Annotated in this window: 23 protein-coding genes and 1 pseudogene; 2 read left to right on the top strand and 22 right to left on the bottom strand. The window is 46.5% G+C overall.

Annotation, left to right across the window (positions count from 1 at the left end):
• Positions 1-453: 453 nt before the first annotated feature.
• The 16 genes from BDE36_RS06275 to BDE36_RS23595 form a co-directional block, all read right to left on the bottom strand.
• Positions 454-2,409 carry a TraG family conjugative transposon ATPase gene (locus BDE36_RS06275; RefSeq protein WP_141814174.1) on the bottom strand — a complete coding sequence of 652 codons (1,956 nt, stop codon included), beginning with the start codon at positions 2,407-2,409 and terminating at the stop codon, positions 454-456.
• Positions 2,381-2,689: a DUF4133 domain-containing protein gene (locus tag BDE36_RS06270; RefSeq protein WP_141814173.1), complete on the bottom strand. Its 309-nt coding sequence runs from the start codon at positions 2,687-2,689 to the stop codon at positions 2,381-2,383. The genes BDE36_RS06275 and BDE36_RS06270 overlap by 29 nt, the downstream gene beginning before the upstream one ends.
• A complete protein-coding gene (locus BDE36_RS06265; RefSeq protein ID WP_141814172.1) occupies positions 2,689-3,000 on the bottom strand; it encodes a DUF4134 domain-containing protein in 312 nt (103 codons plus the stop codon). The genes BDE36_RS06270 and BDE36_RS06265 overlap by 1 nt, the downstream gene beginning before the upstream one ends.
• Positions 3,001-3,042: 42 nt before the next feature.
• On the bottom strand, positions 3,043-3,363 hold the full coding sequence (locus tag BDE36_RS06260) for a DUF4134 family protein (protein ID WP_141814171.1): 321 nt from the start codon (positions 3,361-3,363) through the stop codon (positions 3,043-3,045).
• A 7-nt stretch (positions 3,364-3,370) separates the two neighbouring features.
• The gene (locus BDE36_RS06255; RefSeq protein WP_141814170.1) at positions 3,371-3,700 is read right to left on the bottom strand and encodes a hypothetical protein; all 330 of its coding nucleotides are present in this window, start codon (positions 3,698-3,700) and stop codon (positions 3,371-3,373) included.
• Positions 3,697-4,062 carry a hypothetical protein gene (locus BDE36_RS06250; RefSeq protein ID WP_141814169.1) on the bottom strand — a complete coding sequence of 122 codons (366 nt, stop codon included), beginning with the start codon at positions 4,060-4,062 and terminating at the stop codon, positions 3,697-3,699. The genes BDE36_RS06255 and BDE36_RS06250 overlap by 4 nt, the downstream gene beginning before the upstream one ends.
• On the bottom strand, positions 4,059-4,694 hold the full coding sequence (locus tag BDE36_RS06245) for a ParA family protein (protein ID WP_141814168.1): 636 nt from the start codon (positions 4,692-4,694) through the stop codon (positions 4,059-4,061). Before BDE36_RS06245 ends, BDE36_RS06250 begins: the two co-directional genes overlap by 4 nt.
• 69 nt (positions 4,695-4,763) lie before the next feature.
• Complete coding sequence (locus BDE36_RS06240) at positions 4,764-5,978, bottom strand: relaxase/mobilization nuclease domain-containing protein (RefSeq protein WP_141814167.1); 1,215 nt, start codon at positions 5,976-5,978, stop codon at positions 4,764-4,766.
• Positions 5,979-5,980: 2 nt separating this feature from the next.
• The gene (locus tag BDE36_RS06235; RefSeq protein WP_141814166.1) at positions 5,981-6,382 is read right to left on the bottom strand and encodes a plasmid mobilization relaxosome protein MobC; all 402 of its coding nucleotides are present in this window, start codon (positions 6,380-6,382) and stop codon (positions 5,981-5,983) included.
• A gap of 11 nt (positions 6,383-6,393) precedes the next feature.
• Positions 6,394-7,434: a DNA cytosine methyltransferase gene (locus BDE36_RS06230; protein WP_141814165.1), complete on the bottom strand. Its 1,041-nt coding sequence runs from the start codon at positions 7,432-7,434 to the stop codon at positions 6,394-6,396.
• Between the two features lie 811 nt (positions 7,435-8,245).
• Positions 8,246-9,229 carry a toprim domain-containing protein gene (locus BDE36_RS06225; protein ID WP_141814164.1) on the bottom strand — a complete coding sequence of 328 codons (984 nt, stop codon included), beginning with the start codon at positions 9,227-9,229 and terminating at the stop codon, positions 8,246-8,248.
• Between the two features lie 29 nt (positions 9,230-9,258).
• On the bottom strand, positions 9,259-10,071 hold the full coding sequence (locus tag BDE36_RS06220; RefSeq protein WP_141814163.1) for a hypothetical protein: 813 nt from the start codon (positions 10,069-10,071) through the stop codon (positions 9,259-9,261).
• Positions 10,072-10,083: 12 nt separating this feature from the next.
• On the bottom strand, positions 10,084-10,371 hold the full coding sequence (locus BDE36_RS06215; protein WP_141814162.1) for a hypothetical protein: 288 nt from the start codon (positions 10,369-10,371) through the stop codon (positions 10,084-10,086).
• A gap of 3 nt (positions 10,372-10,374) precedes the next feature.
• Positions 10,375-10,599 (bottom strand): hypothetical protein, encoded by a 225-nt coding sequence (locus BDE36_RS06210; protein ID WP_141814161.1) that lies wholly within the window; start codon positions 10,597-10,599, stop codon positions 10,375-10,377.
• Positions 10,600-10,674: 75 nt separating this feature from the next.
• Positions 10,675-10,953: a hypothetical protein gene (locus BDE36_RS06205; protein ID WP_141814160.1), complete on the bottom strand. Its 279-nt coding sequence runs from the start codon at positions 10,951-10,953 to the stop codon at positions 10,675-10,677.
• A gap of 165 nt (positions 10,954-11,118) precedes the next feature.
• Positions 11,119-11,355: a helix-turn-helix domain-containing protein gene (locus tag BDE36_RS23595; protein ID WP_161987556.1), complete on the bottom strand. Its 237-nt coding sequence runs from the start codon at positions 11,353-11,355 to the stop codon at positions 11,119-11,121.
• A gap of 91 nt (positions 11,356-11,446) precedes the next feature.
• Between BDE36_RS23595 and BDE36_RS06195 the strand changes: the two are divergent.
• Together BDE36_RS06195 and BDE36_RS06190 are read left to right on the top strand one after the other, a co-directional pair.
• A pseudogene (locus BDE36_RS06195) lies at positions 11,447-12,985 on the top strand (IS1182 family transposase); the annotation flags it as partial.
• A gap of 239 nt (positions 12,986-13,224) precedes the next feature.
• Positions 13,225-13,443 carry a hypothetical protein gene (locus BDE36_RS06190; RefSeq protein ID WP_141814157.1) on the top strand — a complete coding sequence of 73 codons (219 nt, stop codon included), beginning with the start codon at positions 13,225-13,227 and terminating at the stop codon, positions 13,441-13,443.
• On the opposite strand, the gene BDE36_RS06185 is transcribed toward BDE36_RS06190, so the two are convergent.
• The 6 genes from BDE36_RS06185 to BDE36_RS06160 all read right to left on the bottom strand — a co-directional run bounded on the left by BDE36_RS06185 (position 13,438) and on the right by BDE36_RS06160 (position 22,193).
• Positions 13,438-14,424: a hypothetical protein gene (locus BDE36_RS06185; protein ID WP_141814156.1), complete on the bottom strand. Its 987-nt coding sequence runs from the start codon at positions 14,422-14,424 to the stop codon at positions 13,438-13,440. The two genes, BDE36_RS06190 and BDE36_RS06185, sit on opposite strands and share 6 nt — an antisense overlap.
• 418 nt (positions 14,425-14,842) lie before the next feature.
• Entirely contained in the window at positions 14,843-15,775 is a 933-nt protein-coding gene (locus tag BDE36_RS06180; protein ID WP_141814155.1) for a helix-turn-helix domain-containing protein, read from the bottom strand.
• 15 nt (positions 15,776-15,790) lie between these two features.
• Positions 15,791-16,360, bottom strand: a complete 570-nt coding sequence (locus BDE36_RS06175) for a GNAT family N-acetyltransferase (RefSeq protein WP_141814154.1) — start codon at positions 16,358-16,360, stop codon at positions 15,791-15,793.
• A 73-nt stretch (positions 16,361-16,433) separates the two neighbouring features.
• Positions 16,434-16,928, bottom strand: a complete 495-nt coding sequence (locus BDE36_RS06170) for a DUF305 domain-containing protein (RefSeq protein ID WP_202618217.1) — start codon at positions 16,926-16,928, stop codon at positions 16,434-16,436.
• A gap of 18 nt (positions 16,929-16,946) precedes the next feature.
• Positions 16,947-19,442, bottom strand: a complete 2,496-nt coding sequence (locus tag BDE36_RS06165; protein WP_141814153.1) for a heavy metal translocating P-type ATPase — start codon at positions 19,440-19,442, stop codon at positions 16,947-16,949.
• 39 nt (positions 19,443-19,481) lie between these two features.
• Positions 19,482-22,193 carry a multicopper oxidase domain-containing protein gene (locus tag BDE36_RS06160; protein ID WP_235904502.1) on the bottom strand — a complete coding sequence of 904 codons (2,712 nt, stop codon included), beginning with the start codon at positions 22,191-22,193 and terminating at the stop codon, positions 19,482-19,484.
• Positions 22,194-22,277: the final 84 nt, after the last annotated feature.

The following is a 22,277-nucleotide window of genomic DNA, read 5'->3' as shown; positions in this document are numbered from 1 at the left end:
TTCTGCTTTCTTCTACCCGTACCGCTATCGGCTTACCTTGCGGTTCGCTTCCCTGTTTCCACAGGAACGGTACGGGCTTACCGAGTTCTGCATAAGTGACAATGAATGGGTTAGGCTCTGTCTATCCACCGGCAGTGCTTTGTTCGTGTAACCGCATGCTTGGAAAGGGTTATCCGACTGCTTCCCATTTGGGTTAAAGCCTATCAGTATCTTTTGGCTTATTCGAAGTTACGATGGTTCAATCGACAGTTCACTTCTGTTAGCCATACCATTCAAACCTAGCACCCCAGTCCCATGATACTTGGAACTGTTGCCGAGCCTCACGGCTCCTGCTCCTTCATCCGAAAGGGCTACATTGTCTTGACAGCTTCACACAAAACCGTTACCAGTAATGCATGTGTCAATAGGTTACTGCTGACGAAACAGCAGGTCTAGTCTTCGCTAGACAATCACTTATGCAACTTCTCGTCGCACCCATGCTTCCTCAATAATCAGGGCTTTGCGCTGGGATGTCCTGTGACGCATTTTCTGGATAAAAACGTCCATGATTATCAGGGTGACCACCGGGAAAATTTTGGTATCCTTTACATTATCAATTTCAAAGACTATAAAACGTTCGGAAAACAGGGACTGATCGGCAGGCTCGTTCAGGATCGTGTCAAACTCACCGCCCTTATAGAATTTTTTCAGTACATATCGGAACTCGTCCAGGTCAAAGGGTATATGTTCCTCGCTTTTGATCTGCGGGATCTTCTTTAGGGCAAACTCATAAAAAGAGTTGAAATTTAGCTGGGGTCTCCCGGCCTGCTGACTGGTACCCGTATCAAAATACTGGCTGTAGTAAGCGGAGATCACGTTGGCGATCACGTCCTGTTCAACGGTGCTTACCGTTCCTTCCGCGCCTTTCCATAGTAAGCTGATTAGGGTACACAAAAAGTCCTTCTTCTCAATATTGTATTCACTTTCATCTATGGCAAAAGGATTCATGGTGATCGGCTTGCTGTCGGACCAGGTAATGTATTTCCCCTGGTAGTAGGCGCACAGGCCGGAATAGGAATGCCCGGTATCCACGATCACGACGTCCATGTTGTACAGCATATACTGCTCGACCAGAGAATTTATCAGGAAAGATTTTCCAGCTCCTGACGGCCCTAAACAGAAACGATTCCGCGCGTTCATACGGCCTGTGCGAACCGGCAAATCGGATAGGTCAATCGCTACCGGCACCCCCTGACGGTCGGTAAAGCGAACCAAAAAATCAGACGGTTCATCCTTTAGCAGGGATTCCTTAAAAAAGAAACAGAGCGCTGCATCGGCGGTGGTCAGGAACCAGTCGTATTTTTTCAGCTCTACGCCGTTGCCGGGCAGGGCACAGCGGAACAGTTCCAACTGATTATAAGCGTTACGCGATGGAATAATGCCCTGCTGGAAAAGTGCGGCCTCTATATAATTAACTGCTTTTCTGATCTGTTCTTCCTCCGCGCAGACGATCATGGAATAATGGGCATTAACCAGCAGCTGGTTTTCTCTGGCCACATCCACCAGTAGCAGGTCTATATCTTCCACGCAGATCAGGTTAGCCGGATCAGGTACCCCTGAATGGCGTTTTCGTTTCAGTTCCAGTTTATTGAGCGTCATCTGCTGGGCCGGTATTTCCAGCAGCTGGTTATAGATGATGACCCGGTATCCGGGCACCTGGTGCAGAAAGGAAAGGTTATCTACGGGAAAATCCCGCATACCCTTATTGTCCTGTTTTTCAATGTAAGCGCCCACCTTTTCCGGCAGGTCTACGCTGTCTGTATTGACCATGCTAATGCAGCGGATGGCCAGGTTTCCCAAATTCAGTTGCTCGTCCCCGCAGCGCATATTGTTGAGCGCGGTATGGGGCGAAGCAAATTCCATGCTGAGCACCTTGCTCACGTAGCGGTTGATCTCTGCCTCGTTCAGGTAGCGGGGATTGAGCCCGGCACTGGCCAGCAGGTCGGAAAGTTTGGCCATGTTCTGGAAAAAATCGGCCAGCACCTTTTTATCAAAGGTGTAAAATGCGCCGTGTTTGACCTGGCGGGTAATGACCAGATAGGTTTTAATATCGGTGTATTCCCTTCCTTCAAAATGGGCATGGTACTTTTGCTGTAAAAATTCTCCGGCAGGTACGGCCTTATATTTCCTGCGGATAAATACATCCTGTTTTTGGATGATATGTCCTTCGCCGAGTATCTTAATAATATTCAGCAGCAGGCTTTGATAAGCAGAATAGGCGTCCGGGTCGGCGCCGTATTGCAGCACGGGGTTAGTGATGTGCAGGATCATAGAGAAATCGCCTTTCTCCCCGTATAGTATGTGCAGGCCGTTATAGGTATCGATCCCGGCATAGGGCATTTTAAATGCTGTTTTTCTTTCTCGCTGCATGGTTGATTTTTAAATGGACTGGATGGATAATGACCCCGGTGTTCCGGGTTTTGGAGTGCAGGCCGTCCTTTTGGCGAAAAAAGGTGTAGCCGAGGCCGGCAGCGATCAGGGCAATGGTCAGGAAACCGCCCAGGTACATACTGGTAAGCGCCCCGATCAGGCCGCCCAGGATCAGGCCGCCGGCCAGTGAGCCGATGCCCCAATAGATGAATTTCCCTTTGAAGCCACGGTAAATAAGGGGCTTTTGAAGCCCCTTATAGATTGCATACTTAGCGGTCATTATACGCCGAAAAACGCTTTAATGACCACAGATACCAGCACCAGGAACAGGCAGGAACCGCCCCAGGACATCAATTCTTTGTTGATATCCTGATCTCCCGCGTTCCATTTGATGTACACGCGCACCCCGCCGATCAGGCCGACCACGGCCCCGATGGCCAGGATCAGCGTAGATACCGGGTCTACATAGCTGGTCAGTGAAGAAGTGGCGGCATTGATGCCGGTGGAACCGCCACCCTGGGCGAATGAAAATTGAGCTGCCAGCATGGAAAGCGCAGCGATTGCAAACAGTTTTTTTGTTTTTACTGTCATGGATTAAGAAATTAAAAGGTGAATAAAAATTGAAATGGCTGTTTAATGCACCCCGAACAGGGCTTTGAGCGCCGCCCCGATGACCGATATGAACAGGCAGGAAAAGAACCAGCCCATGACCTGGGCGTCGATATGATGTTTGCCGGACTGCCAGTTGGCATATACGCGCAGGCCGCCCAGGATGCCGCTGATGGCGCCCAGCACAAGCACCATGTCCGAAAGGCTGAAATACCAGCGGTGCATTTCCCCGCTGGCCTCGTAAAATTCACCGATACCAGGCGGCGACTGCGCCATGCTCAAAAAAGGCAGGGCAAAAAAAAAGACAACCGGGGTTGTCTTTAAAAGAAGATGGCTAAAATTCATCTGTACCTTAGTAAGGGATGGCTTTGGTGTACTCGATCAGATCGGATTGTGCCAGGGAAAAAAGCTGTTTCAGGCTTACCCCGCCCGTGCTTTGCAGCGGGCCGGAAGAAATCGCCTGCCTGCTTTTAGGTTCGGCATCCGGGTCCTGTGCGTCACCGGCCGGCGGCTGTTCGGAACTGACCTGCCGGGGTTGGTGTTCTTCGGAAAAGACCAGTTCATCCTGTCCCTCTTCGGCGGACGGCTGCCCCCTTGACCTCAGCAGGTCAAACAGCACGTTGAGCAGGTAATACCCGGAATAAACAGCGGCAAGGCTGAGCAGAAATTGTGTCCAGTTCATAATTCAATGGTTTTAATGTTTTCTTTGATGTATTGGATAAGTTCAGGGTGCTGGCGGAGAAAATGTTGCAGGCTGTAGGCGATCAGCTTGTTCATATCAATGGCTTTGGCGATTTTCAGCTGCTTCAACAGGAATACGGTGCGGTCATCCAGGCGGATCAGCAGTTTTTCCCTGCCGGCCAGTTCAAAGGCCAGGATACTTTCAAACAGGGTTTCAAGTGAGGCGTCCGCAGGTTTCTTCGCCGGTCTTGATACCGCGCTTTTTTTCACGGGCGGTATTTCATCCGGCTTGCCCTGTTCCGCATGACCGTCTTTTTTGATCGTTTCCCTTAGTTCATCGGCCAGTGATTTGATCTGGTTCATGTTTGTTCCCCCCATTCCAGGTACTGGCTGTAGATCAGGTCGAGCAGCGGCAGTACGACCGGGTACAGGATCAGTGGCGTTTGAAAAGTGCTGATCCGCTGGAAGTCCACCCGGTCGGCCAGGCCGGGGGCGATCACCCCGAAGCGCTGCATCACCTTTTCAATTTCTGCCCTGGTTTCATATTTTACCGTGTTCTTGATACGGTTGGGGATGAAGATAAACGGCGCCTTATCGTTGATCTTCCGCAGCACCATTGCAAACAGCAAAGTAGAATCCACGGAAAATTCATCGTAGGCAAAAGGGCAAAGCACAATGTCGGCGGCGGCGAACAGCGGCAGCAGACCGTCATCATCCATCTTGCCCGGCAGATCGATCAGGATGATTTCTCCTGACCGGCTGCTTAGTGCGCTGTGCAGGGACGGAAAAAGTTTCAGATCGGCAGGCACCACATCATAAAGCGGTTCGTTTTCCAGGATCTTCGCCTTTTCAGCTTTTGAGGCCAGCGACTGCTGGTAGTCCATATCCAGGACGGTGACCTTCCGCTTTTTGACCAGGGTCAGGTAGTTGGCAAAAAGCAGGGTGAGGGTGCTTTTTCCGGCACCGCCTTTTTGGTTTCCAATGAGTATAACCATAATAGTAGATTTTTAAGTTTTTTCGGAGTTGTTATTTTCAAAGGCTCTCAAGAGATCGCTGCGCTTAGTTTATCGTGTATTGGTCCTTGCTTTGCGCTTGCGCTGCCGGTTACGGCCGAGTATAGCCTCATCGTCGATGTCATCGGCAATATCCAGATTGATCTCTGGCAGCCAGGAAGCGGATACGGGTTCTTCGGCATAACCGGAAACCTCAGCAGGCTGATCTTGCCCGGCCGGAAAAACGGTTTCCTCCTGTTCGTCAGCTTCAACATAAACAGCCGGGCTTGGCGCTGCAATTGGTTCCGGACTTTCGGCAACGGGCTGTTCACGTTCTGTCTGGCGGCTGTCCGATGGCCTGATAAATTCAGTAATCGGCATCAGCTCACCGCCTTTATAAACAGTCTTTTGCGCATGGTCTATCAGGGTGTAACCGTATGGCGGCATCCCTGCCTTACCGTGAAAGAGTACCTGCATACCAAATTTTGAGGCCAGCAGTTCGGCCAGTTCCGAAGTATAGCCGGTAGGTTTTGCCGCCTTTCCTCCGGGCAGGGGTACTGTTACCGGGATGACGGCAGGATTATGGCTTGCCTTGTATTTTTCTGTGATGGCCCGTAGCTGTGCCAGCCTGTTAATGTTTTGCTGGTAAAGGCTAATCCGGGCATCCACTTTGGCGGCATCAATATCGCCTTGCTGTTTGCCATATTTGAAAAGCGCGTACCGCCCGCCGTTAAGTTTCAGGGTATAGCCCTGGGATTCCAGGAGCATCATAAACTGTGGTCGGGTTGAAAAATGATAGCTGAGCGCTTTATCCAGATCTTTAGTGACCTGCTCTTTTTGGTCCAGTCCCATGACCTGGTTCAATACCTGGTAGGCGCGTATCTTTTCGTAACTGTCATTGATCTTTTTGCCGTTTTCATCAACATGGGTGGACACGATATGAATGTGGTTATTGTCCGTATCCTTATGGAATACCAGCAGGTAGGGCTGTTCCCCGTAGCCCATGCCTTTAAGCCATCCGGTCGCTATTTCGGTCAGCTGCTCTTTGCTGTGCGATTTTCCCTTACAGGAAATCACGGCATGGAACTGCGGGTATTTGATCCGGGCGCTTGTCTTTGAACGGGCTTCCAGGTAATTGATATAATCTTTGGGCTTCAAATGTTCCAGGGCTTGCAAGGCGCCGAAATTTTCCACCTTCATCAGTTCGCCCTTATCCTTTTCTATTTTGTTTGTATTATAACTTACGCCTTTAAAAGTTGCGGACGGGAGCAGGATCTTTACAATCATGGTTAACCTTTCATTTGGCGGATGATCTGCCGGATCACTTTTTCCAGTTCCTGCTGCACAGCGATGTATTTGCCCAGCAGGTCGTTAAATTCAGTCGTTACACTTTGATTCAGCAGGCCCTGTTTGTGAAGTATGTTGGCATGCCTTGCCAGCTGGTTGATGTTATTGCCCGACCTGCCAAGTTCGGCCCCGATGGTGTCCAGCTGTTTCATCAGCGCTTTGGCGTTCACCAGCAGGTTAGCCGAGTTTTTCAATACCCGGATACGCACAATATCGGCGCGGCTGATACACAGGGATTTTTCCAGTTCCAGGAATTGCAGTAATTCCTGTTCGCTAAGCCTTAATTCAAAACGGCGTATTTTCGGTGCGGAAAGCCTGTCTTTGGATACTTTGCTGTTCCCCATAAGAAATGAATTTAAAGCTGCCGGTTAACGGCCTGGATGGCGCGGAAGATTTCCAGGGCGACCTGCGGGACAATGGCATTGCCGTAAGCCTTCACACTTTCCCCACGCCAGGCAGAAAAGGTAATTCCGTCCAGTTCGGCGGGAAGCCCATCATTTCCGCCACAAAACGGGGGTTCAGCTGGCCATGCTTCCCAGCCGGGAACCGTGTGCTGCCAGTCTGTTCCGCTGTGGGCAGGATGCGGATCAGGCGATCCAATATGGAGACTGGCATATTTTCCGGTGCCGGTGGATATGGTGTCGATTGTGCCTGTAGCGTGTAGTAGATCAGAAAATCCGTCAGGGATACCTGCCCGCCGGTTCCCTTGTCGTTCTTGCGGTCGGCCAGTTCGCGGCCCTGTTTGACCTGGGCGGTCGTAGTCCCGATGTTGCTGATCTCGGTCGCCGTCGGCGTGGGCAACAAACCAGACCCGGTCCCTTTGGTGCGGGGCGTTAAGGGCAGCAGCCGGAATACACAGAACGACTGGTGTGCCGTCTTTAAGCTGCGGTAATACATATCCTGCGGCACCGATCTCTGAAATGATGCTTCCGATAACTCTGCGCTGGAGCCGGATAATGGTACTGTCCGCCCCGTGGTCACCGTCCTGACAAAAAAGCTCAACCGCTTTAATTTCCATTTCAGATAAACTGTCTGGTTCGAGAATGCTGAACAGGCCAGCAACGTTTTCAAGAACGATCCACTCTGGCCTTGCTTCTGTAATAATTCGGCAAGCCTCCGGGAAGAGGTAGCGGTCATCCGCTTTGCCCTTTCGCTTTCCGGCCTGGCTGAATGGCTGGCAGGGAAATCCCCCGCTGATGATGTCAACGTGTCCCCTAAACTGAGCTGCGCTGAATTGAAAGATGTCGTCATAATGATGAGTGTTTGGCCAGTAATGTTGTAGTATGGTCTGGCAGAAAGGATTTCTTTCGCAGGAGAAAATATTTTGCCATCCCATCCAGGCAGCGGCGATGTCAAAACCGCCGATGCCGCTAAATAGGCTGCCGTGTCTAAGCATAGGCTGTGCCGGGGGATAAACTGTTTAAGCCGGGGTAACTGGCGGGAAAATGAGGGCACAGAAAGGCCCTGATGACTTTGGTCATCACTGGATAGCTGAATAGCATACATTAAATTTTTAAGGGTTAAAAATTGAAATGGGCGGGTGCTTTATGGGCGGTGGTATGACCGCTTTGCCGGAAAAAAAGGGAGTTGCGACCTTTTTTCTTCCTTAGTCTTGCCTTTCCCCAGCGGGGTTAGGCAAGGCTGAGGCAAGTTCGTTTTTGTCGGTCAGCCCAGCCGGAGGCGGGCTGTACGGACAAAAACACAACTTGCAGAATACAAAACAAAAAAGGGTGCTTATACCGTTCAGGAGAAAAACGGGATAAATACCCTGAATTTAGGCGTATTGTAGGAGTCGTGCAGACAGATAGCCATATAGATAGCAACCTGTGCTGTCATATACAGGTTTAGCCAACTATACCAATATCCCGACAGGTAATTATTGGGATAGTTGTATGCCTGAATAAACGGCTATTCAAATAGCCGTATAGCTGCTTATGCAACTAACCGCTTGTTCAGATAAACGGATAAACAGGCATATAGATAATCGGATAGCTGTATATCCATACAGACAGATAAAGGCATAGCAGTTTGACTATACATACAGCTATCCATATAGACGGATAAACAGGCGTATAAATAATTGCCTGTAGGTATAGATGAATATTCATAGCATTATATATAAGGATGAATACTTAATTAACTAAACAGCCATCTGTTAAGCCGGATAGTTTATAGCTGTACAGATAAATAGCTGAACGGGGTACAGACTACCGTTTCCGGCCGGTTGAATGATTTAACATTTCTGCCAGTGGTCCCTGGGCCGGGTGGTCTGGATTTTGCAAATCAGCCTTCAATTTATCGTTATAGTCGTTATAACCCTGGTACTCATAAGAGCGGTCAACAGCATGTGGTATTTCTTTTAGTAATAACCCCGTACATTTTCTTCCTGGGTCGTCATTGTCAAAATAAACATCTACTGTCTGGAAGCTCCTGATCCTTTCCAGGGCATACCCCAGCATGGTGATGGCGTTCAGAACGATAACCGTTGGCCTTGTCTCCGAGTGTAATTTCTGCCAGCTCAGGTAATCCATGTAACCCTCGAATACGGCAACGTGATGCGTATCGCCTGGGATCAGTGAGATACCTTTGGGGCCTATGCAGCTTTTAAAACCCTTTGCATTGGAAAACTCCCAGGCACCGTGTTCATTCTGCCAGCCAACCGCATAATATACCGGCGCATTTTCAGGACTATTTGCACGGTTGTAATAAACTTCCTTTACCTGCTGGTTTTTGGCTATATCAAAAAGCCCTCTTGAATGCAGGTACTGGCTAAGCACGAAATTACTGCCAAGTTCCCGAACGTTAACCAGGTTCCATTCAAAGGTTCCTTTTTCAGGATCTGGCGCATACTTTTTAGGTGGGACGTATTCCGGGATCAGTGCGGTATCCATATCGCAAACTTTCTGTATCTTATTCAGCACCTCAACAAAGGATAAACCCGGCCAGTAAGCGATGCCCAGCTGTACAATACCGCCTTTAAAAATTCCTGTTGCATTGGCCCCGCCCCAATCTTTCCAGCAATGCCCTGCATCCCATACCGTAAAAGAGGGTGTATCTTTTTTTGTATCACGCAGCATACTGTGATAAAAGTGTTCTTTCCCGGTCTTTCTCACCGGATGATGGCCCAGGCGGGCCAGGAAATCCACGATAGAAATATCTGCCAGCGTGGAAACATCTACATATTTAGGCATGGCAAATCAATTTGGTTGAGAATTGGTTTTTAGATGGCAGAGAAAGGGTGTTCTTCGGGGTGCTGCTGGCCAAAGAAGTCGGCGACTTCCGCGAACTTTGCGGCCCTGCTTTTGGCGGCAGGCAAAAATTCGGGGGCGTTCATGACCAGGATGCTGTCGGTTGAAGCCCGGTTTGCATATTTCCAGCTGAGGTAACTGATATAGTCCCTGAAAAGGGCCAGACGGTTTTCATCACCCGGTATAAAGGTCATGCCTTTGCGGCCCAGGCAGCCTGCAAAGTTCCGGCTCCTGACCTCCCAGCCGCCGTTCTCATTTTGCCAGCCAGCGGCAAAAAAATCCTTGCGCCGTTGTTTTTCATCAACGACGTAGTAATAGACCTCTTTCAGTTGTCCGATTGAAATTTCCCAGATACCCTGGGATTGCAGGTAAGCGGTGATCTCCGGGTTACAGCCCAGGGGCCGTGTTTCGGCGATATGATAATAGGGAATTTTAATTGCCCTTCTTTTTCTCCCTGCCCGGTGACTGGTATCCCCGGCAGGTGCGCCCTGGGAACAGGCACAAAGCTGGCTGATCTTTTCCAGCACCTGATCCGAACTGAGGCCCGGCCAGTAGGCCAACCCAAAATCAACGAGATCACCGCTTTTCTTTGTCAGACGGTCGAACCACACACCGAGCTGTGTATTGATGGCAAAGGTCGGGCTGGTTTCAGCATTCCTTAATACATTCAGGTATAACTGTTCATCGCCGGAGCTTTTGGCAGGCTGGTAACCCAGCCGGGACAAAAGCATGCTTAGTGGTACCCGTTCCCGGATGGAACCGGCATTTAAGAATGATGTTATCATAGTCGTATTTATTTAGTAGTGGTTTGAAAAATGGAGCATAGCGTTCAGTGATTTGCGGATGGCTTCGGCCTCCATGCGGTCAATGCGCCAGGCGGCCGAGTGGTCACCGTCCTTGCGCGATGTGATGAGGCCCCTGTCAATCCAGTGTTCAATGTTCTTGCGGCCATAAAGCCGGAAAGCCTCCGATTTGTTCAGGTAGGGTTTGAGCCTGCCTGTTTTGGAAAGGGCAAGTTTGGCCCCCATTTCCGCGGCGTCCCGTAAGAGCAGGCCGAGCTGGTGACTGGTCAGTAATATGTTCATGCTTTAGGGGATATTGGGATGGCAAAAAGAAATTGCCTGATTGGAACCGGCAACGGGCAACGAACCCGGTGCAATCCGCTTTTGCCGGTTTATAAGTTCGGGACTACCTGCGTCGTATCCTACGATACGGGCCTTCGCCTGCCAATGCGCTTTCAGTTGTTGGTGCTTGACCTTACCCGGCACAGAACCGCATAAGCAGCCTGAAACGGGTGCGGTACTTAACCTCACCTTCGCAAAATTTCCCGCTGTTCGCAGGATAATGCCTCATCCCCGTACGTCAAAGACCTGACGGAAACGATATATTCACCTTTCTGCCGCAGGCAGGTAGGTGATCCGGTTGCTGGATGCTGCAACAGCTTCCAGTTTGTTCCGGTCCAGGCATTTTCGGGAATGGTCGCCTTTGGGTGTGGCCGGGCTGATTAGGCCCTCGCTGATCCAGCGGTCCACATTGCCCCGGCCATACAGCCGGTAGGCTTCGGCTTTGGTGAGCTGGTCCTGTAATTGTCCGCTTTCTGCAAGGGCATTCGAGGCGCCTTGTTCAGCAGCATTTTTTAACAGGTGTACCAGGTCTTTCAGCTTCATTTTGCTTTCCTTAAAATATTGGTTTAACTATCATTTCCGGGACAAAGCAAGAATTTAGGGGCAGACCAAAACAGGGACAGGGGATGACGTTTGACGGTCACCCCCTGTTAAGAAATGGGATTATTGTGGGATTGAAAGCGGTTTTTGCCTTACAGAAATAATTAGTTATTTCAGCGTGTTGATGTCCATAAGTTCAGTCAATGATATATTCAGACCGTTGCACAACGCATATAAGGTACTCAGGCTGGCATCAGTCTGACCGAGTTCGATATAAGACAATTGGCGGTAATCGATACCCGATAATTCGGCCAGTTTTTCCATTGATAGCTTTTTGTCGCTGCGCAAGTCTCGTACCCGCTGCCCAAGCGCTTTTATAATTTGTTCATTGCGGACTTTCTTCACCCAGCGAAAGTGCAATAGAAATTGCCGGGATGTCCAAAAAGGTAGGACACCCTTTTTTGTTTTCCCATTAATTCGTAAATTAATGGTGCTAATGAAAACAAGATCAAATTTACATTTTAAGTCATTAACCTCCCAGCAGGTTGTGCTTTTTCCTTCAAATATAGGGGATGGGATTCCATCAGATCATCCTGTTCGTACTGTTAACCAGGTTGTTGATTCACTCAATATCGATGATATTCTTTCGGGATATAAAGGCGGTGGCACTAGCAGTTTCCATCCCAGGATGCTGATTAAAGTACTTTTCTACAGTTACTTCTGCAATATCTACTCATGTCGTAAGATGGCCCAGGCGCTACAGGAGAATATTCATTTCATGTGGCTATCCGGCAACAGTACCCCTGATTTTCGCACCATTAATGATTTTCGTGGTAAACGGCTAAAGGACAAGATCCATCACCTTTTTGCAGAGCTGGTCCGTTTGATGGCTGATCTTGGCTATGTCAGCCTTGATATCCAGTATGTGGATGGCACCAAACTGGAATCGGCCTCAAACCGCTATACCTTTGTGTGGAAGGGCTCCACAGAGAAGAATAAAGCAAAGTTGGAAGATAAGATAACCCAGATACTTGGTGATATAGACAGTTCTACAAAGCAGGATAAAGCTGAACTTTCCTCGCCTGTAAAACAGAACACCCCTGTAAGTTCAGCGGAGCTCAAGAGCCGGATAGACGAACTGAACGATCGTTTGGCCGAGCTGAACAAACCACGGAAAAAAGCGGTTAGGGAGCTTGAAAAAGATGCACTTCCCCGGCTGAAGAAATACGAGGAACAACTGGAGACTTTAGGTACACGCAATAGCTACAGCAAGACTGATGCGGATGCCACTTTCATGCGGATGAAGGAAGACCACATGAAAAATGGCCAGCTTAAACCGGCTTATAATACCCAGATCAGTACCGAAAACCAGTTTATTACCAACTTTTCCATTCACCAGCGTGCCGGGGATACGGCCACCTTATCCCTTCATCTGGAGCAGTTCAAAGCCCATTACCATAAACAATCAAAGAAAGTAGTGGCAGACTCGGGCTATGGAAGCGAGCAGAATTATAAGTGGATGGAGGATAATGAGATTGAGGCTTTTGTCAAGTATAATTACTTCCATAAAGAACAAAAACGCGGCTTTAAAAAGAATGTATATCATGCATCAAACCTGCCTTACGATGTGCAAGGGGATTACTTTATTTGTCCGGCAGGGAAGCATATGCTCAAAATAGGTGAATCTGAGCGCCTCTCAGAGCTGGGCTATCAATCTAAGGTGAGCTATTATAAAACCGACAGTTGCGAAGGCTGCCCGCTTAGAGAAATGTGTTATAAGGGCGATGAGGACCGTAAAATTGAGGTCAATCATACCTTGAGGGCTTTCAAGGAAAAAGTAAAGCAAAAGCTGTTGAGTGAAGAAGGCATCAGGCTCAGAAAGAACAGGGCAATAGAGCCAGAAGCGGTATTTGGTCAACTAAAAAGCAATAATCGGTTCAATCGGTTCAGGCTGCGTACACTCCCTAAAGTAAATGTCGAGTTCGGATTGGCTGCTATAGCACATAACTTAAGAAAAATGGCTGCAAAAGCAACATAAAAAGGCCTGTTAAATCAACCCGTGTTTTCATTACAAATCAATATCAACGGAATCTAATCCAGCAATCAACTCCTTAAGCATAAATTGAAAAGCTATTGCTAAGAATCTGGAAAACTCAACATTGCTGTAAAAAGAAGAGGGTGCCTTTTTGGACACCCTCATCTGATATTGATTGTCTAAATTTACTATGTAATCAGTATTTACTTTTACATTCAATTGGAAATTCTGATTAGTTAATGACTTCAATAAATATACGGCTGGCCGAGCTGAACTTGGACGCACTTTTCGTCGAACAGCCCCGTCGTTTAGGCCTGGCTACTATAGGCGATGTGCTTGATTCCAGGCTGGAAACGTTGAGTAAACAAAAGGATTTTACCTATACTTGGTATGCAGACCTGCTGGACCTATTGAAAGAACACGGATTACTCGGTGAATTTCAGCAGCGGCAACTATGATCCTTTATAATTGGAAAGATTGTAATTTTCGTTCAGCCAGTTCAGCATCGCAATCAGATGGGCTTTAAGTTTCTGGGCTGTGCTAAACTCTACATCGGTGGATTTCTTCCGCAAACTTTCCGCTGAAATGAACATGGTTTGATGGGTGTAGAAGTGAGCGGCAAAAAAGTTAAAAAGCTCTCCGATATTTTCTTTTAGCAGTAACCCCTTTTCGATCTGTACACGGATAAATAAACCGAACTGCGCTACCGACATATTGATTTTTAATCGGATCATGGATTTGGCCAATTGGTCATCCTTTAGCATGGCGCGGCGTAACTTAAGCATTTGTTTGACATACTGTTTTTTTTCAGACAGAAATCCCCGGAGTTGTTTGTTAATAGATGCTACATCTGTTAGCATCTGTATTTTGCAGTTTACTAGCAAGCTGTCCAACTTGTCCTGTTCCGTCATCAGCATTTCCAACTGTTCATGCAGGCCGGGAGTATTTTCCATCACATCCTTATAACTGCTTATACAGTACAGAAAAAACTCCGGCAGGTTAAAACCATACAGGAAGAGTAGTCGTCTGAAAGTTGCCGTGTCTAACTTTTCTTTGGCAGTAACTGCTGTCATTAAGTTACGGCTGTATTCTACATTCATAAGGTTGATCTCTCTTTTCTGGATTAGCTGGTTAAGTCCTTTTTTCACAAGATTTTTTAAATCGTCATCAATGTCTAGCTGGTCCAAGTGGAGTTCAAAAAATTTATATCTCCCTTTCAATTCCACTATCAGATTAGGCTGACTGTATTGCGTAACAGGAATTTGCATAAGAATTTCTGGCGCCAGTCTACCTAATTCTTCCAGTACTGCTTCTAGAAAATTAAGCGCAAATAAATAAAAGGATTTAATTTGTGGGGCTGATAAACTCCGTTTCCAGCAAGGTGCCAAACGCCAAAGGTAGTGATGGACAGTATCACTGATTTTAACCAATTGTTTCATAACAGAAGCAGTTTGCTTTTCGGAAAAAATAAGCTGTTCGAATACTTTTTTCCTGAACGTTTTAACTACAGTAGTGAACTCCTTCCTTAAGGTCTGGAGATCAGTTTCGGTTAATGGTGAAATGGTTATTTGCTGTGGATGGATCGTTTCCTCAACCCAATTCAGCAGTACAACAGGTCCGTTATTCATAGGTCAGTAGTTTACATAGATGATTTGTTAATAAACCGAAAGACAAAAATCGGAATCTGATATAACATACAAAATACGTTAATAGGAGATTTGACTACGTAAATTAACTTAGGTTATGACGTCTATGATTTATTAAACGCCAGATACTTGTTTCGTAAAACCAACTTCCTGAAATCTGCTCTATACGATCAGATGATCGCTACTCATCACGTAATATATTAAGTCAGAATCAGACCTCGAAAATTTCATATTCTAGCTTTCTCAGTAGTTCCAGGCGGCCATGCGTATTTGTTTTTGTCATCATGTTCTGGATATGGGTGGTTACAGTCCGCTCTGCAATATGCAGACGGGAAGCTATCTCCCCAGTGTAGTAGCCCTCATGCAATAGAATAATGACTTCGGTTTCCCTATTGGTAAACTGAAAACGGACACAGTTTTCCGCGAATAATTCTGGTCTAATACCATTAGTAGAAATTTCCCTCAGTTTATTAATCGCGTTTCGGTCTTGCTGAATGGATTTAAAAATGAACATTCCGGTCACCGCAAGAAAGCCCAAGTTGGTGAAAAGTGCCTCGGTCAACTGGCCAAAGCTAAAGTAAGCAATGACGGTCATAGATCCCCAAGGAGCAACGGCGGTGTAAACGGCAATTTCCTCTATATAGTGTTTTTTTTGCCTATTTCCTTTATAGGCAACCCTAATAGCCCGAAATATTGCCCAAAGCAATACGATCGAATAAAAGAACGGAACAATTATACCATATCGCACGGCAAAAGCCAAGTCACCCTGAATAGAATATGAGACTACAAAGAACAGTACAAATGGAACTAACAAAAATAGCGGCACGCCATACAGAGCATGAAATCTGAGCAATTTCAGGTTAAACGCTTTATAAAAATAGAACGGAAAATAAGATGCCATCAAAAAACCACTGCCGTAAGCGATGATATTCTGTATGTATATGGGTATATTATAGTCAGGGTCCGGTAGTAGCCCTCCGGTTACATTATACCAAATTAATAACAGTAACAGTATTAGGTACCAGAAGCGTGGCCTATCATCTGGCCAGTTTAGATAACCAAGGAGCAGAAAAACAAACATCAGTCCCTCTAGTAACGAAAAGATAAACGTTACAATGTGCATTTCAGTTCCAAATACCAGCATACACAATGTTGTTAATCAAACTTTCTTCAGAAAATATAATTTATAGCTCAGCTCTGCCGCCTGATATATGGTAAATCCAAATTTTTTATACCACGGTAGATTTCTAACTGTAGAGGTTTCCAAATAAATCGGGCGTTGTTTTTCTTTGGCATGTTCTATAATTTCTTTTAGAAACTCACTGCCAATACCGGTATGTTGATATGCCGGATCGACGCCAATAAACCACAAGTAATACATGGGTTCTTTGGGCTGTATCTTTTTAATCATCGCTTCCCGATCCAGGGTTTTTTTTATGTTTTCGATACCCACACACAATAGAATCAATTTGGCATCCAGCATTATAGATTTGAGTGTGGTTTTCTTTTTGTCGGGATACAACACTAAAGCACAAGCCTTATTGTCGTCTGATAGGAACACATCGCCAAATAGATTGCAGACGTCAAAAGAATAGTCCATCAGTGCTTCAATGCGCTTTAATCTTTTTTCATCCCGTTTTGCGATATAGTTGACACTTTGGTTATCTTGAAATGATTCCGTGAGTATGTCTACTATTAATTCTTTGTTGTTGTATCCTGCGTTTTTCATAACTTTTAGTTTGTTTTAGGTGTTAAATATTATTCTGGTGTCACAGGGCCTGTCGCTGTTCTTTTGCAGTTAGTTACTCTTGCAGTTTTTTTAATTTGGCTTTCATTACTTTTATTTCCTCTCGTTGGCTGGAGATAATTTCCTGTTGCAATTTTTTTATTTCAGGATCCTGTGATTTAGATTGTTCACTCATTAGGATCGCCGCTGCATGGTGAGGGACCATTCCCTTTAAAAATTGCTTATCCGAGACGCCAGTTTGATATTGAATTAATAGGAAAAATCCTATCAAACCTGCAAAACCGAAAGAGAGAAGTAATGCATTCAGTCTTTTATTAACATACATTTTACCCATTAAAATAATTTCGATGATCATCATTAGCATGGTCATTAAAGAGGCCATATAAAACTGGTTAATATTTGGATAGACATTTTGCAAGCTGTTTACCATAGCATACATTAAAATGTACATGGCAATAAAAGATAGCGCTAACATGATCAATAGCCTGTAATATGGATTGCCTTCATGTTTCATTGCATCGTGATGGGATTTTTGATTCTCGTGTTTCATAGTCGTTAGTTTTAATAATTAGTTCAACTTTGTGCTTCTTAACCGTAATGAATTTAGAATAACTGATACGGAGCTAAAACTCATTGCAAGTGCCGCTATCATGGGAGAAAGTAAGATCCCGAAAAATGGATATAAAACCCCAGCTGCAATCGGGATTCCCAAAACATTGTAGCCCAGCGCAAAAAACAGGTTCTCTTTAATGTTCCGCATTACTTTACGACTTAGCTGCCTTGCTTTTGAAATTCCGATTAGATCGCCTTTCACTAGTGTGATTGCCGCACTTTCAATAGCTACATCTGTACCTGTTCCCATTGCGATACCAATATCAGCCTGAGACAACGCCGGAGCGTCATTAATGCCATCGCCAGCCATTGCTACTTTCTTTCCTTCGGCCTGCAGCCGCTTAATTTCTTCCAGCTTATGTTCCGGCAGCATTTGTGCCTTATATCCATCCAGTTTAAGGGTATCGCTCACCGCCTTTGCAGTATCTTCATTATCGCCTGTAAACATCATTACCAGTAAGCCTTCCTCCTGAAGTTTGCGGATAGCCTCCCTGCTCGATTCTTTGATCTTATCAGAAATTACTACAAAACCAACGGCGGAATTCCCAACTCCCAAATAAGAGACTGTCTTACCCTGCTTTTGCTCTACTCTGACCTGCTCCCGTAAATCAGCCGTGATTTCTGCCTTGACCTGTTCCATCAATTTTTCATTTCCAAGCGCCAAAGATTCTTTTCCCATTACGCCGACAACTCCTTTTCCTGTAATGGCTTCAAAATCTGAAACGGGCTGGATCTGTACATTTTTCAATTCTCCATAGCGAAGTGTGGCCTGCGCTAAGGGATGTTCGCTGCTACTGTTTAATGATATGATCCTTTGAAGGATGTCGTTTTCGGTAAGACCGGGATTTGCGCTGATGATCTTTTCAACGGATGGCTTCCCTTCGGTAACCGTTCCGGTTTTATCAATGATCACCACCTCAATAGCATTCATTTTCTCGAGGGATTCGGCATTTTTGATGAGTACGCCGGACTTTGCGCCTTTTCCAACACCAACCATCACCGACATCGGTGTAGCAAGACCAAGCGCACACGGACAGGCGATAATCAATACGGCAATGGCATTTACAAATGCATACACGTAAGCGGGTTCAGGGCCGTAGGCGGCCCAAACTATAAAAGTCGCTACCGCGATCACAACGACTACGGGAACAAAGTATCCCGATAGCTTATCAGCCAGTTTTTGAATAGGTGCTTTTGACCGGCTTGCCGAATTGACCATTTCAATAATCTGGGAAAGCAAGGTCTCTGAACCCACTTTTTCCGCAATCATCGTAAAAGTTTTGTTTCCGTTTATGGTGCCTGAGCTTACCTTGTCACCCGGTTTCTTGTCAACCGGGATAGGTTCGCCCGAGATCATAGATTCATCAATGGTAACTTCTCCAATCTTGATCGTGCCGTCAACAGGCACTTTTTCACCCGGTTTCACACGCAGCAGATCACCCTTCTGGATGTCATCGATAGCAACCCTTATTTCTTTTTCGCCCGCAATTTTTGTCGCCTCGTTGGGTGCCAGCTTTAGCAGTTCCTTAATGGCACTATTGGTCTTGCCGTGCGCCCGTGCTTCCAGAAGCTGTCCTAGTAAAACCAGAGTCAGGATCACGGTAGTGGCTTCAAAATAAACATAGACCGTATCCATATTTGTCTTGAACTGATCCGGGAAAATGCCCGGAACCAATAGGGCAATTACGCTAAACAACCAGGCTACGCCTGAACCGATACCAATAAGGGTGAACATATTCAACTGCCAGGTTACAATTGATCGCCATGCACGTTCAAAGAACATCCAGGTTGCATAGAATACCACGGGAATTGACAACGCGAACTGTACCCAGTTCCAGTACCCCAGGCCCATGAGTTTAAACAACGGATTATTGGGTATCATCTCCGATGTGGAGATAAGGAAGATCGGAACGGTAAAAATCGCCGCCACTTTAAATTTGCGAACCAGATTATAATAAATCAGATCTTCCTGGTCAGTATTTGCTATTATAGGAACCAGATCCATCCCGCAAATCGGGCAGGCACCTGGCTGGTCACGGATAATTTCCGGATGCATGGTGCAGGTATATTTCGTCGTTTTTATTACGGACGGCTGTTTAATAAGATCCATTCCGCAGACAGGGCAATTGCCTGGTTGATCATAGGTTTTGTCTCGCTCGCAATGCATCGGGCAATAGTATTTTCCGACACTATTTTCTGACATCTTTACCGGGACGGCAGCATGGTGCTTATGATCTGTATGAGGGGCATTATGAATCTCCGAACCCTGATGGCCTGCCATCGCGATGGTATATTTTCCAGCTGAAGACAGTGCTTCCTGCAATTTCTCGGCAGGCACATGCTTTTTCATGGTTATCGTTGCCTCTGGTGGTTCAAAAGTGACCACAGCTGAAATTCCATCTACCGTATTCAGTGCCTGTTCAACTTTGGCGCGGCAGTCTTCGCTGCTCATTCGGTCATTTTATAGGTATGTTCCATGATTCTGTTTATTTTAATAAGTTATAGTGATTCCGCCTCCGTAGCCCATGTCACTGTCATAGTGCGTGGAAAAGGAGAAGTATTTGGTAACAATATATCTAAGCCCCGCCATATATTCTTTGTCGGTATTGCCCATGAAATTTAGCCGTAGCCTGCTGGTTACCGGAACGTCTTCCCGGCCCAGTTGAAAGCGCAGTTTCCCCTTACTGTCCAGCCTTGCCTCAGCAGTGACCAGCATAGGCAGAATATACTGAAACCCTATTACCGCAGCCTTCCGGTTGTTTTGGTTGCTGATCTGACCGAACAGATTATTCTCGCTCTCATTGCTCATACCGTTATAGTGGTAGTCAAACCCGATAAAAGGGAAAAGCCATTGCATCTTGCCGATGTACTTCCCGAAATAGGTCTCGCTTTCATTGCCATGATGCGCCTTTAGGCCGATTCTCCACTCTGTTGAGAGACGGTAGCGGGTATTGGAGAGCATAAATTCCCCGTCACTGCCATTGCTTTCCAATCCTATAGTGGCCATTGGGTGAAATGCCTTTTCGTCTGAATTTAGTCCGCGCGTGGCTACCTTCGTGTTTGTAATTTCAGGGTTGGCCGGAGAGTTCTCATAACTGAATACCCTGCCCATACCGCTCATCATGTGGTAGAGTATATGGCAGTGGAAGAACCAGTCGCCGCCGGGTTCATTAGCGGCGAATTCAATAGTGTCCCGTTCCATTGGCATAATGTCGATGATGTTCTTCATGGGCGCATGCTCTCCCTGGTCGTTCAGCACCCTGAAATCATGACCGTGCAGGTGCATGGGATGGCGCATCATGCTGTTGTTGAATAAAATGATGCGTACATTTTCGCCCTTTTTGATCAGGATCTTATCGCTTTCTGAAACGGTTTTGTTATCCAGTGTCCAAACGTAACGATTCATATTACCAGTAAGCTCGAACTTCATTTCCTTCCACGGCCCTTTAGACAGGGTTGTTTTCTTAGGATCCCTCAGCATATTGTAATTCAGGGTAACGATATCGGGGGTGCCGTTTCCCATATCCATTCCGGTAGGCATTTTCGCACCCGAAGTATCGGTTTTCTTATTAGCAGACTCCTGAAGTTCCTCACCGGTAATTTCAGGATACATGACGGTGTTCATGTCCATGATCTGGTTCTGCATTTTCATGCCTTCCATTTCGATCATGTTCCCGTTCATATCCATCATCTCGTTCATCATCTTCATGCCTGCAAAATATTTCAGCCTCGGCATTGCTCCCGCTGGCACTTTTTCTCCCTTACCTAACCAAAGCGAGGCGGATTTGGTACGATCTTCCGGTGTCACCAAAAACTCATAACTCTTATTCTCAGGGATAGTCACCATTACATCGTAAGTTTCGGATACGGCAATGATCAGCCTGTCGACTTCGACCGGTTCAACATCATTCCCGTCTGTAGCTACCACGGTAATTTTGCCACCGGCATATTTCAGCCAGAAATAATCAGACGCGCCTGCGTTTGCTATCCTTAACCTGACCTTATCGCCTGCCCTGAACTGGGGCTGCTCGTTTTGGTTCTTGCCATTGATCAGGAATGTATCATAATAGACATCACTGACATCCATTGCATTCATGCGTTTCCATTCATTGTTCACTTTAGTTTTGAAGTGGCCGGTTTTAATCGCTTCGGCATAACTCTGGGTTGCGCCCTTTTGAATGGCAAACCAGTCAGTTGCCATTCTCAGGCTGCGGTGAACTTCTTCAGGGTTCATATCAGTCCATTCACTGATCACGACAGGAACAGTGGGAATATCCCATTCATCCGCCCTTTTATTCATTATAAATGCACCGTACATGCCGATCTGTTCCTGTAGCTTGGTATGACTATGGTACCAATGCGTACCATGCTGAACAATTGGGAACTTATAGATATAGGTACTGTGCGGTTTTATAGGCATTTGAGTAAGAAAGGGCACGCCATCCATCTGGTTGGGTACGAACAATCCATGCCAGTGTAGGGATGTTTCCTCATCGAGATTGTTGTGAACATATATCAATGCAGTATCTCCTTCAGTGAAGGTCAGCGTGGGCATCGGGATCTGGCCGTTCACAGCAATCGCCCGCTTCGACTTCTTACCATAGGTTACTGTAGTGTCTGCAACGTACAGATCGTAGCGAACCGTTTTGGGAGGTGTTTTACTCGAAACGGTTTTGATATTGCCTAGTTGCAATTTTGCTTTTTTGATATTCTCCATCGTGGCATTGTCATCTTTCGTATGCATTCCGTTCATGTCGCCCGTAATACCCTGTTTAGTCTCCGTTTCCATCTGCATTTCCATTCCATGGTGTTCGCCTGGAGTGGTCTTTGTGGTCACTTTCACTAGTTTCATCCCACATTTTGGGCAGTTCCCTGGCTCAGATGTATGTATTTCCGGATGCATGGGGCACGTGTAGGTTACAGCTGTTGAAGGAGTCGCAGCAGCTTGTTTTTGCATGGGCATATTCTTTCCGCTCTGACCGTTCATCTTCGCAGGCGGACTCTTTTTGGTGGGGGCAGCTTTTTTTGGCTGGACGCTCGTTTTCTTTTGCGCAACCAGCTTCATTCCGCATTTGGGACAGTTGCCCGGCTTGGCGCTCTGGATTTCAGGGTGCATGGGGCAAGTATAGATGACCGGTTGCTGCTTTTGTTGTGGTGAACTTATGTGCCATCCGTGCGCCGACGCATACGGCACCAGACCCATCAATAAGATATATAAGAACCCGTTGTGCGGTTTGAGTAAAAGTAAATAAATGAAAAAAGAAGAAGGAATAAAGTTGTGCACGTT

The organism is Arcticibacter tournemirensis (assembly GCF_006716645.1).
Taxonomy (GTDB): Bacteria; Bacteroidota; Bacteroidia; order Sphingobacteriales; family Sphingobacteriaceae; genus Arcticibacter; species Arcticibacter tournemirensis.
The sequence above is the reverse complement of the archived record's forward strand: the minus strand, read 5'-3'. Positions and strand labels throughout refer to the sequence as shown.

Excerpts from the sequence above, each read along its gene's own strand:
- BDE36_RS06275 (WP_141814174.1), bottom strand. The coding sequence starts at position 2,409 with ATGCAGCGAGAAAGAAAAACAGCATTTAAAATGCCCTATGCCGGGATC.
- BDE36_RS06270 (WP_141814173.1), bottom strand. The coding sequence starts at position 2,689 with ATGACCGCTAAGTATGCAATCTATAAGGGGCTTCAAAAGCCCCTTATT.
- BDE36_RS06265 (WP_141814172.1), bottom strand. The coding sequence starts at position 3,000 with ATGACAGTAAAAACAAAAAAACTGTTTGCAATCGCTGCGCTTTCCATG.
- BDE36_RS06260 (WP_141814171.1), bottom strand. The coding sequence starts at position 3,363 with ATGAATTTTAGCCATCTTCTTTTAAAGACAACCCCGGTTGTCTTTTTT.
- BDE36_RS06255 (WP_141814170.1), bottom strand. The coding sequence starts at position 3,700 with ATGAACTGGACACAATTTCTGCTCAGCCTTGCCGCTGTTTATTCCGGG.
- BDE36_RS06250 (WP_141814169.1), bottom strand. The coding sequence starts at position 4,062 with ATGAACCAGATCAAATCACTGGCCGATGAACTAAGGGAAACGATCAAA.
- BDE36_RS06245 (WP_141814168.1), bottom strand. The coding sequence starts at position 4,694 with ATGGTTATACTCATTGGAAACCAAAAAGGCGGTGCCGGAAAAAGCACC.
- BDE36_RS06240 (WP_141814167.1), bottom strand. The coding sequence starts at position 5,978 with ATGATTGTAAAGATCCTGCTCCCGTCCGCAACTTTTAAAGGCGTAAGT.
- BDE36_RS06235 (WP_141814166.1), bottom strand. The coding sequence starts at position 6,382 with ATGGGGAACAGCAAAGTATCCAAAGACAGGCTTTCCGCACCGAAAATA.
- BDE36_RS06230 (WP_141814165.1), bottom strand. The coding sequence starts at position 7,434 with ATGCTTAGACACGGCAGCCTATTTAGCGGCATCGGCGGTTTTGACATC.
- BDE36_RS06225 (WP_141814164.1), bottom strand. The coding sequence starts at position 9,229 with ATGCCTAAATATGTAGATGTTTCCACGCTGGCAGATATTTCTATCGTG.
- BDE36_RS06220 (WP_141814163.1), bottom strand. The coding sequence starts at position 10,071 with ATGATAACATCATTCTTAAATGCCGGTTCCATCCGGGAACGGGTACCA.
- BDE36_RS06215 (WP_141814162.1), bottom strand. The coding sequence starts at position 10,371 with ATGAACATATTACTGACCAGTCACCAGCTCGGCCTGCTCTTACGGGAC.
- BDE36_RS06205 (WP_141814160.1), bottom strand. The coding sequence starts at position 10,953 with ATGAAGCTGAAAGACCTGGTACACCTGTTAAAAAATGCTGCTGAACAA.
- BDE36_RS06190 (WP_141814157.1), top strand. The coding sequence starts at position 13,225 with ATGACTTCAATAAATATACGGCTGGCCGAGCTGAACTTGGACGCACTT.
- BDE36_RS06185 (WP_141814156.1), bottom strand. The coding sequence starts at position 14,424 with ATGAAACAATTGGTTAAAATCAGTGATACTGTCCATCACTACCTTTGG.
- BDE36_RS06180 (WP_141814155.1), bottom strand. The coding sequence starts at position 15,775 with ATGCTGGTATTTGGAACTGAAATGCACATTGTAACGTTTATCTTTTCG.
- BDE36_RS06175 (WP_141814154.1), bottom strand. The coding sequence starts at position 16,360 with ATGAAAAACGCAGGATACAACAACAAAGAATTAATAGTAGACATACTC.
- BDE36_RS06170 (WP_202618217.1), bottom strand. The coding sequence starts at position 16,928 with ATGAAACACGAGAATCAAAAATCCCATCACGATGCAATGAAACATGAA.
- BDE36_RS06165 (WP_141814153.1), bottom strand. The coding sequence starts at position 19,442 with ATGAGCAGCGAAGACTGCCGCGCCAAAGTTGAACAGGCACTGAATACG.
- BDE36_RS06160 (WP_235904502.1), bottom strand. The coding sequence starts at position 22,193 with ATGGGTCTGGTGCCGTATGCGTCGGCGCACGGATGGCACATAAGTTCA.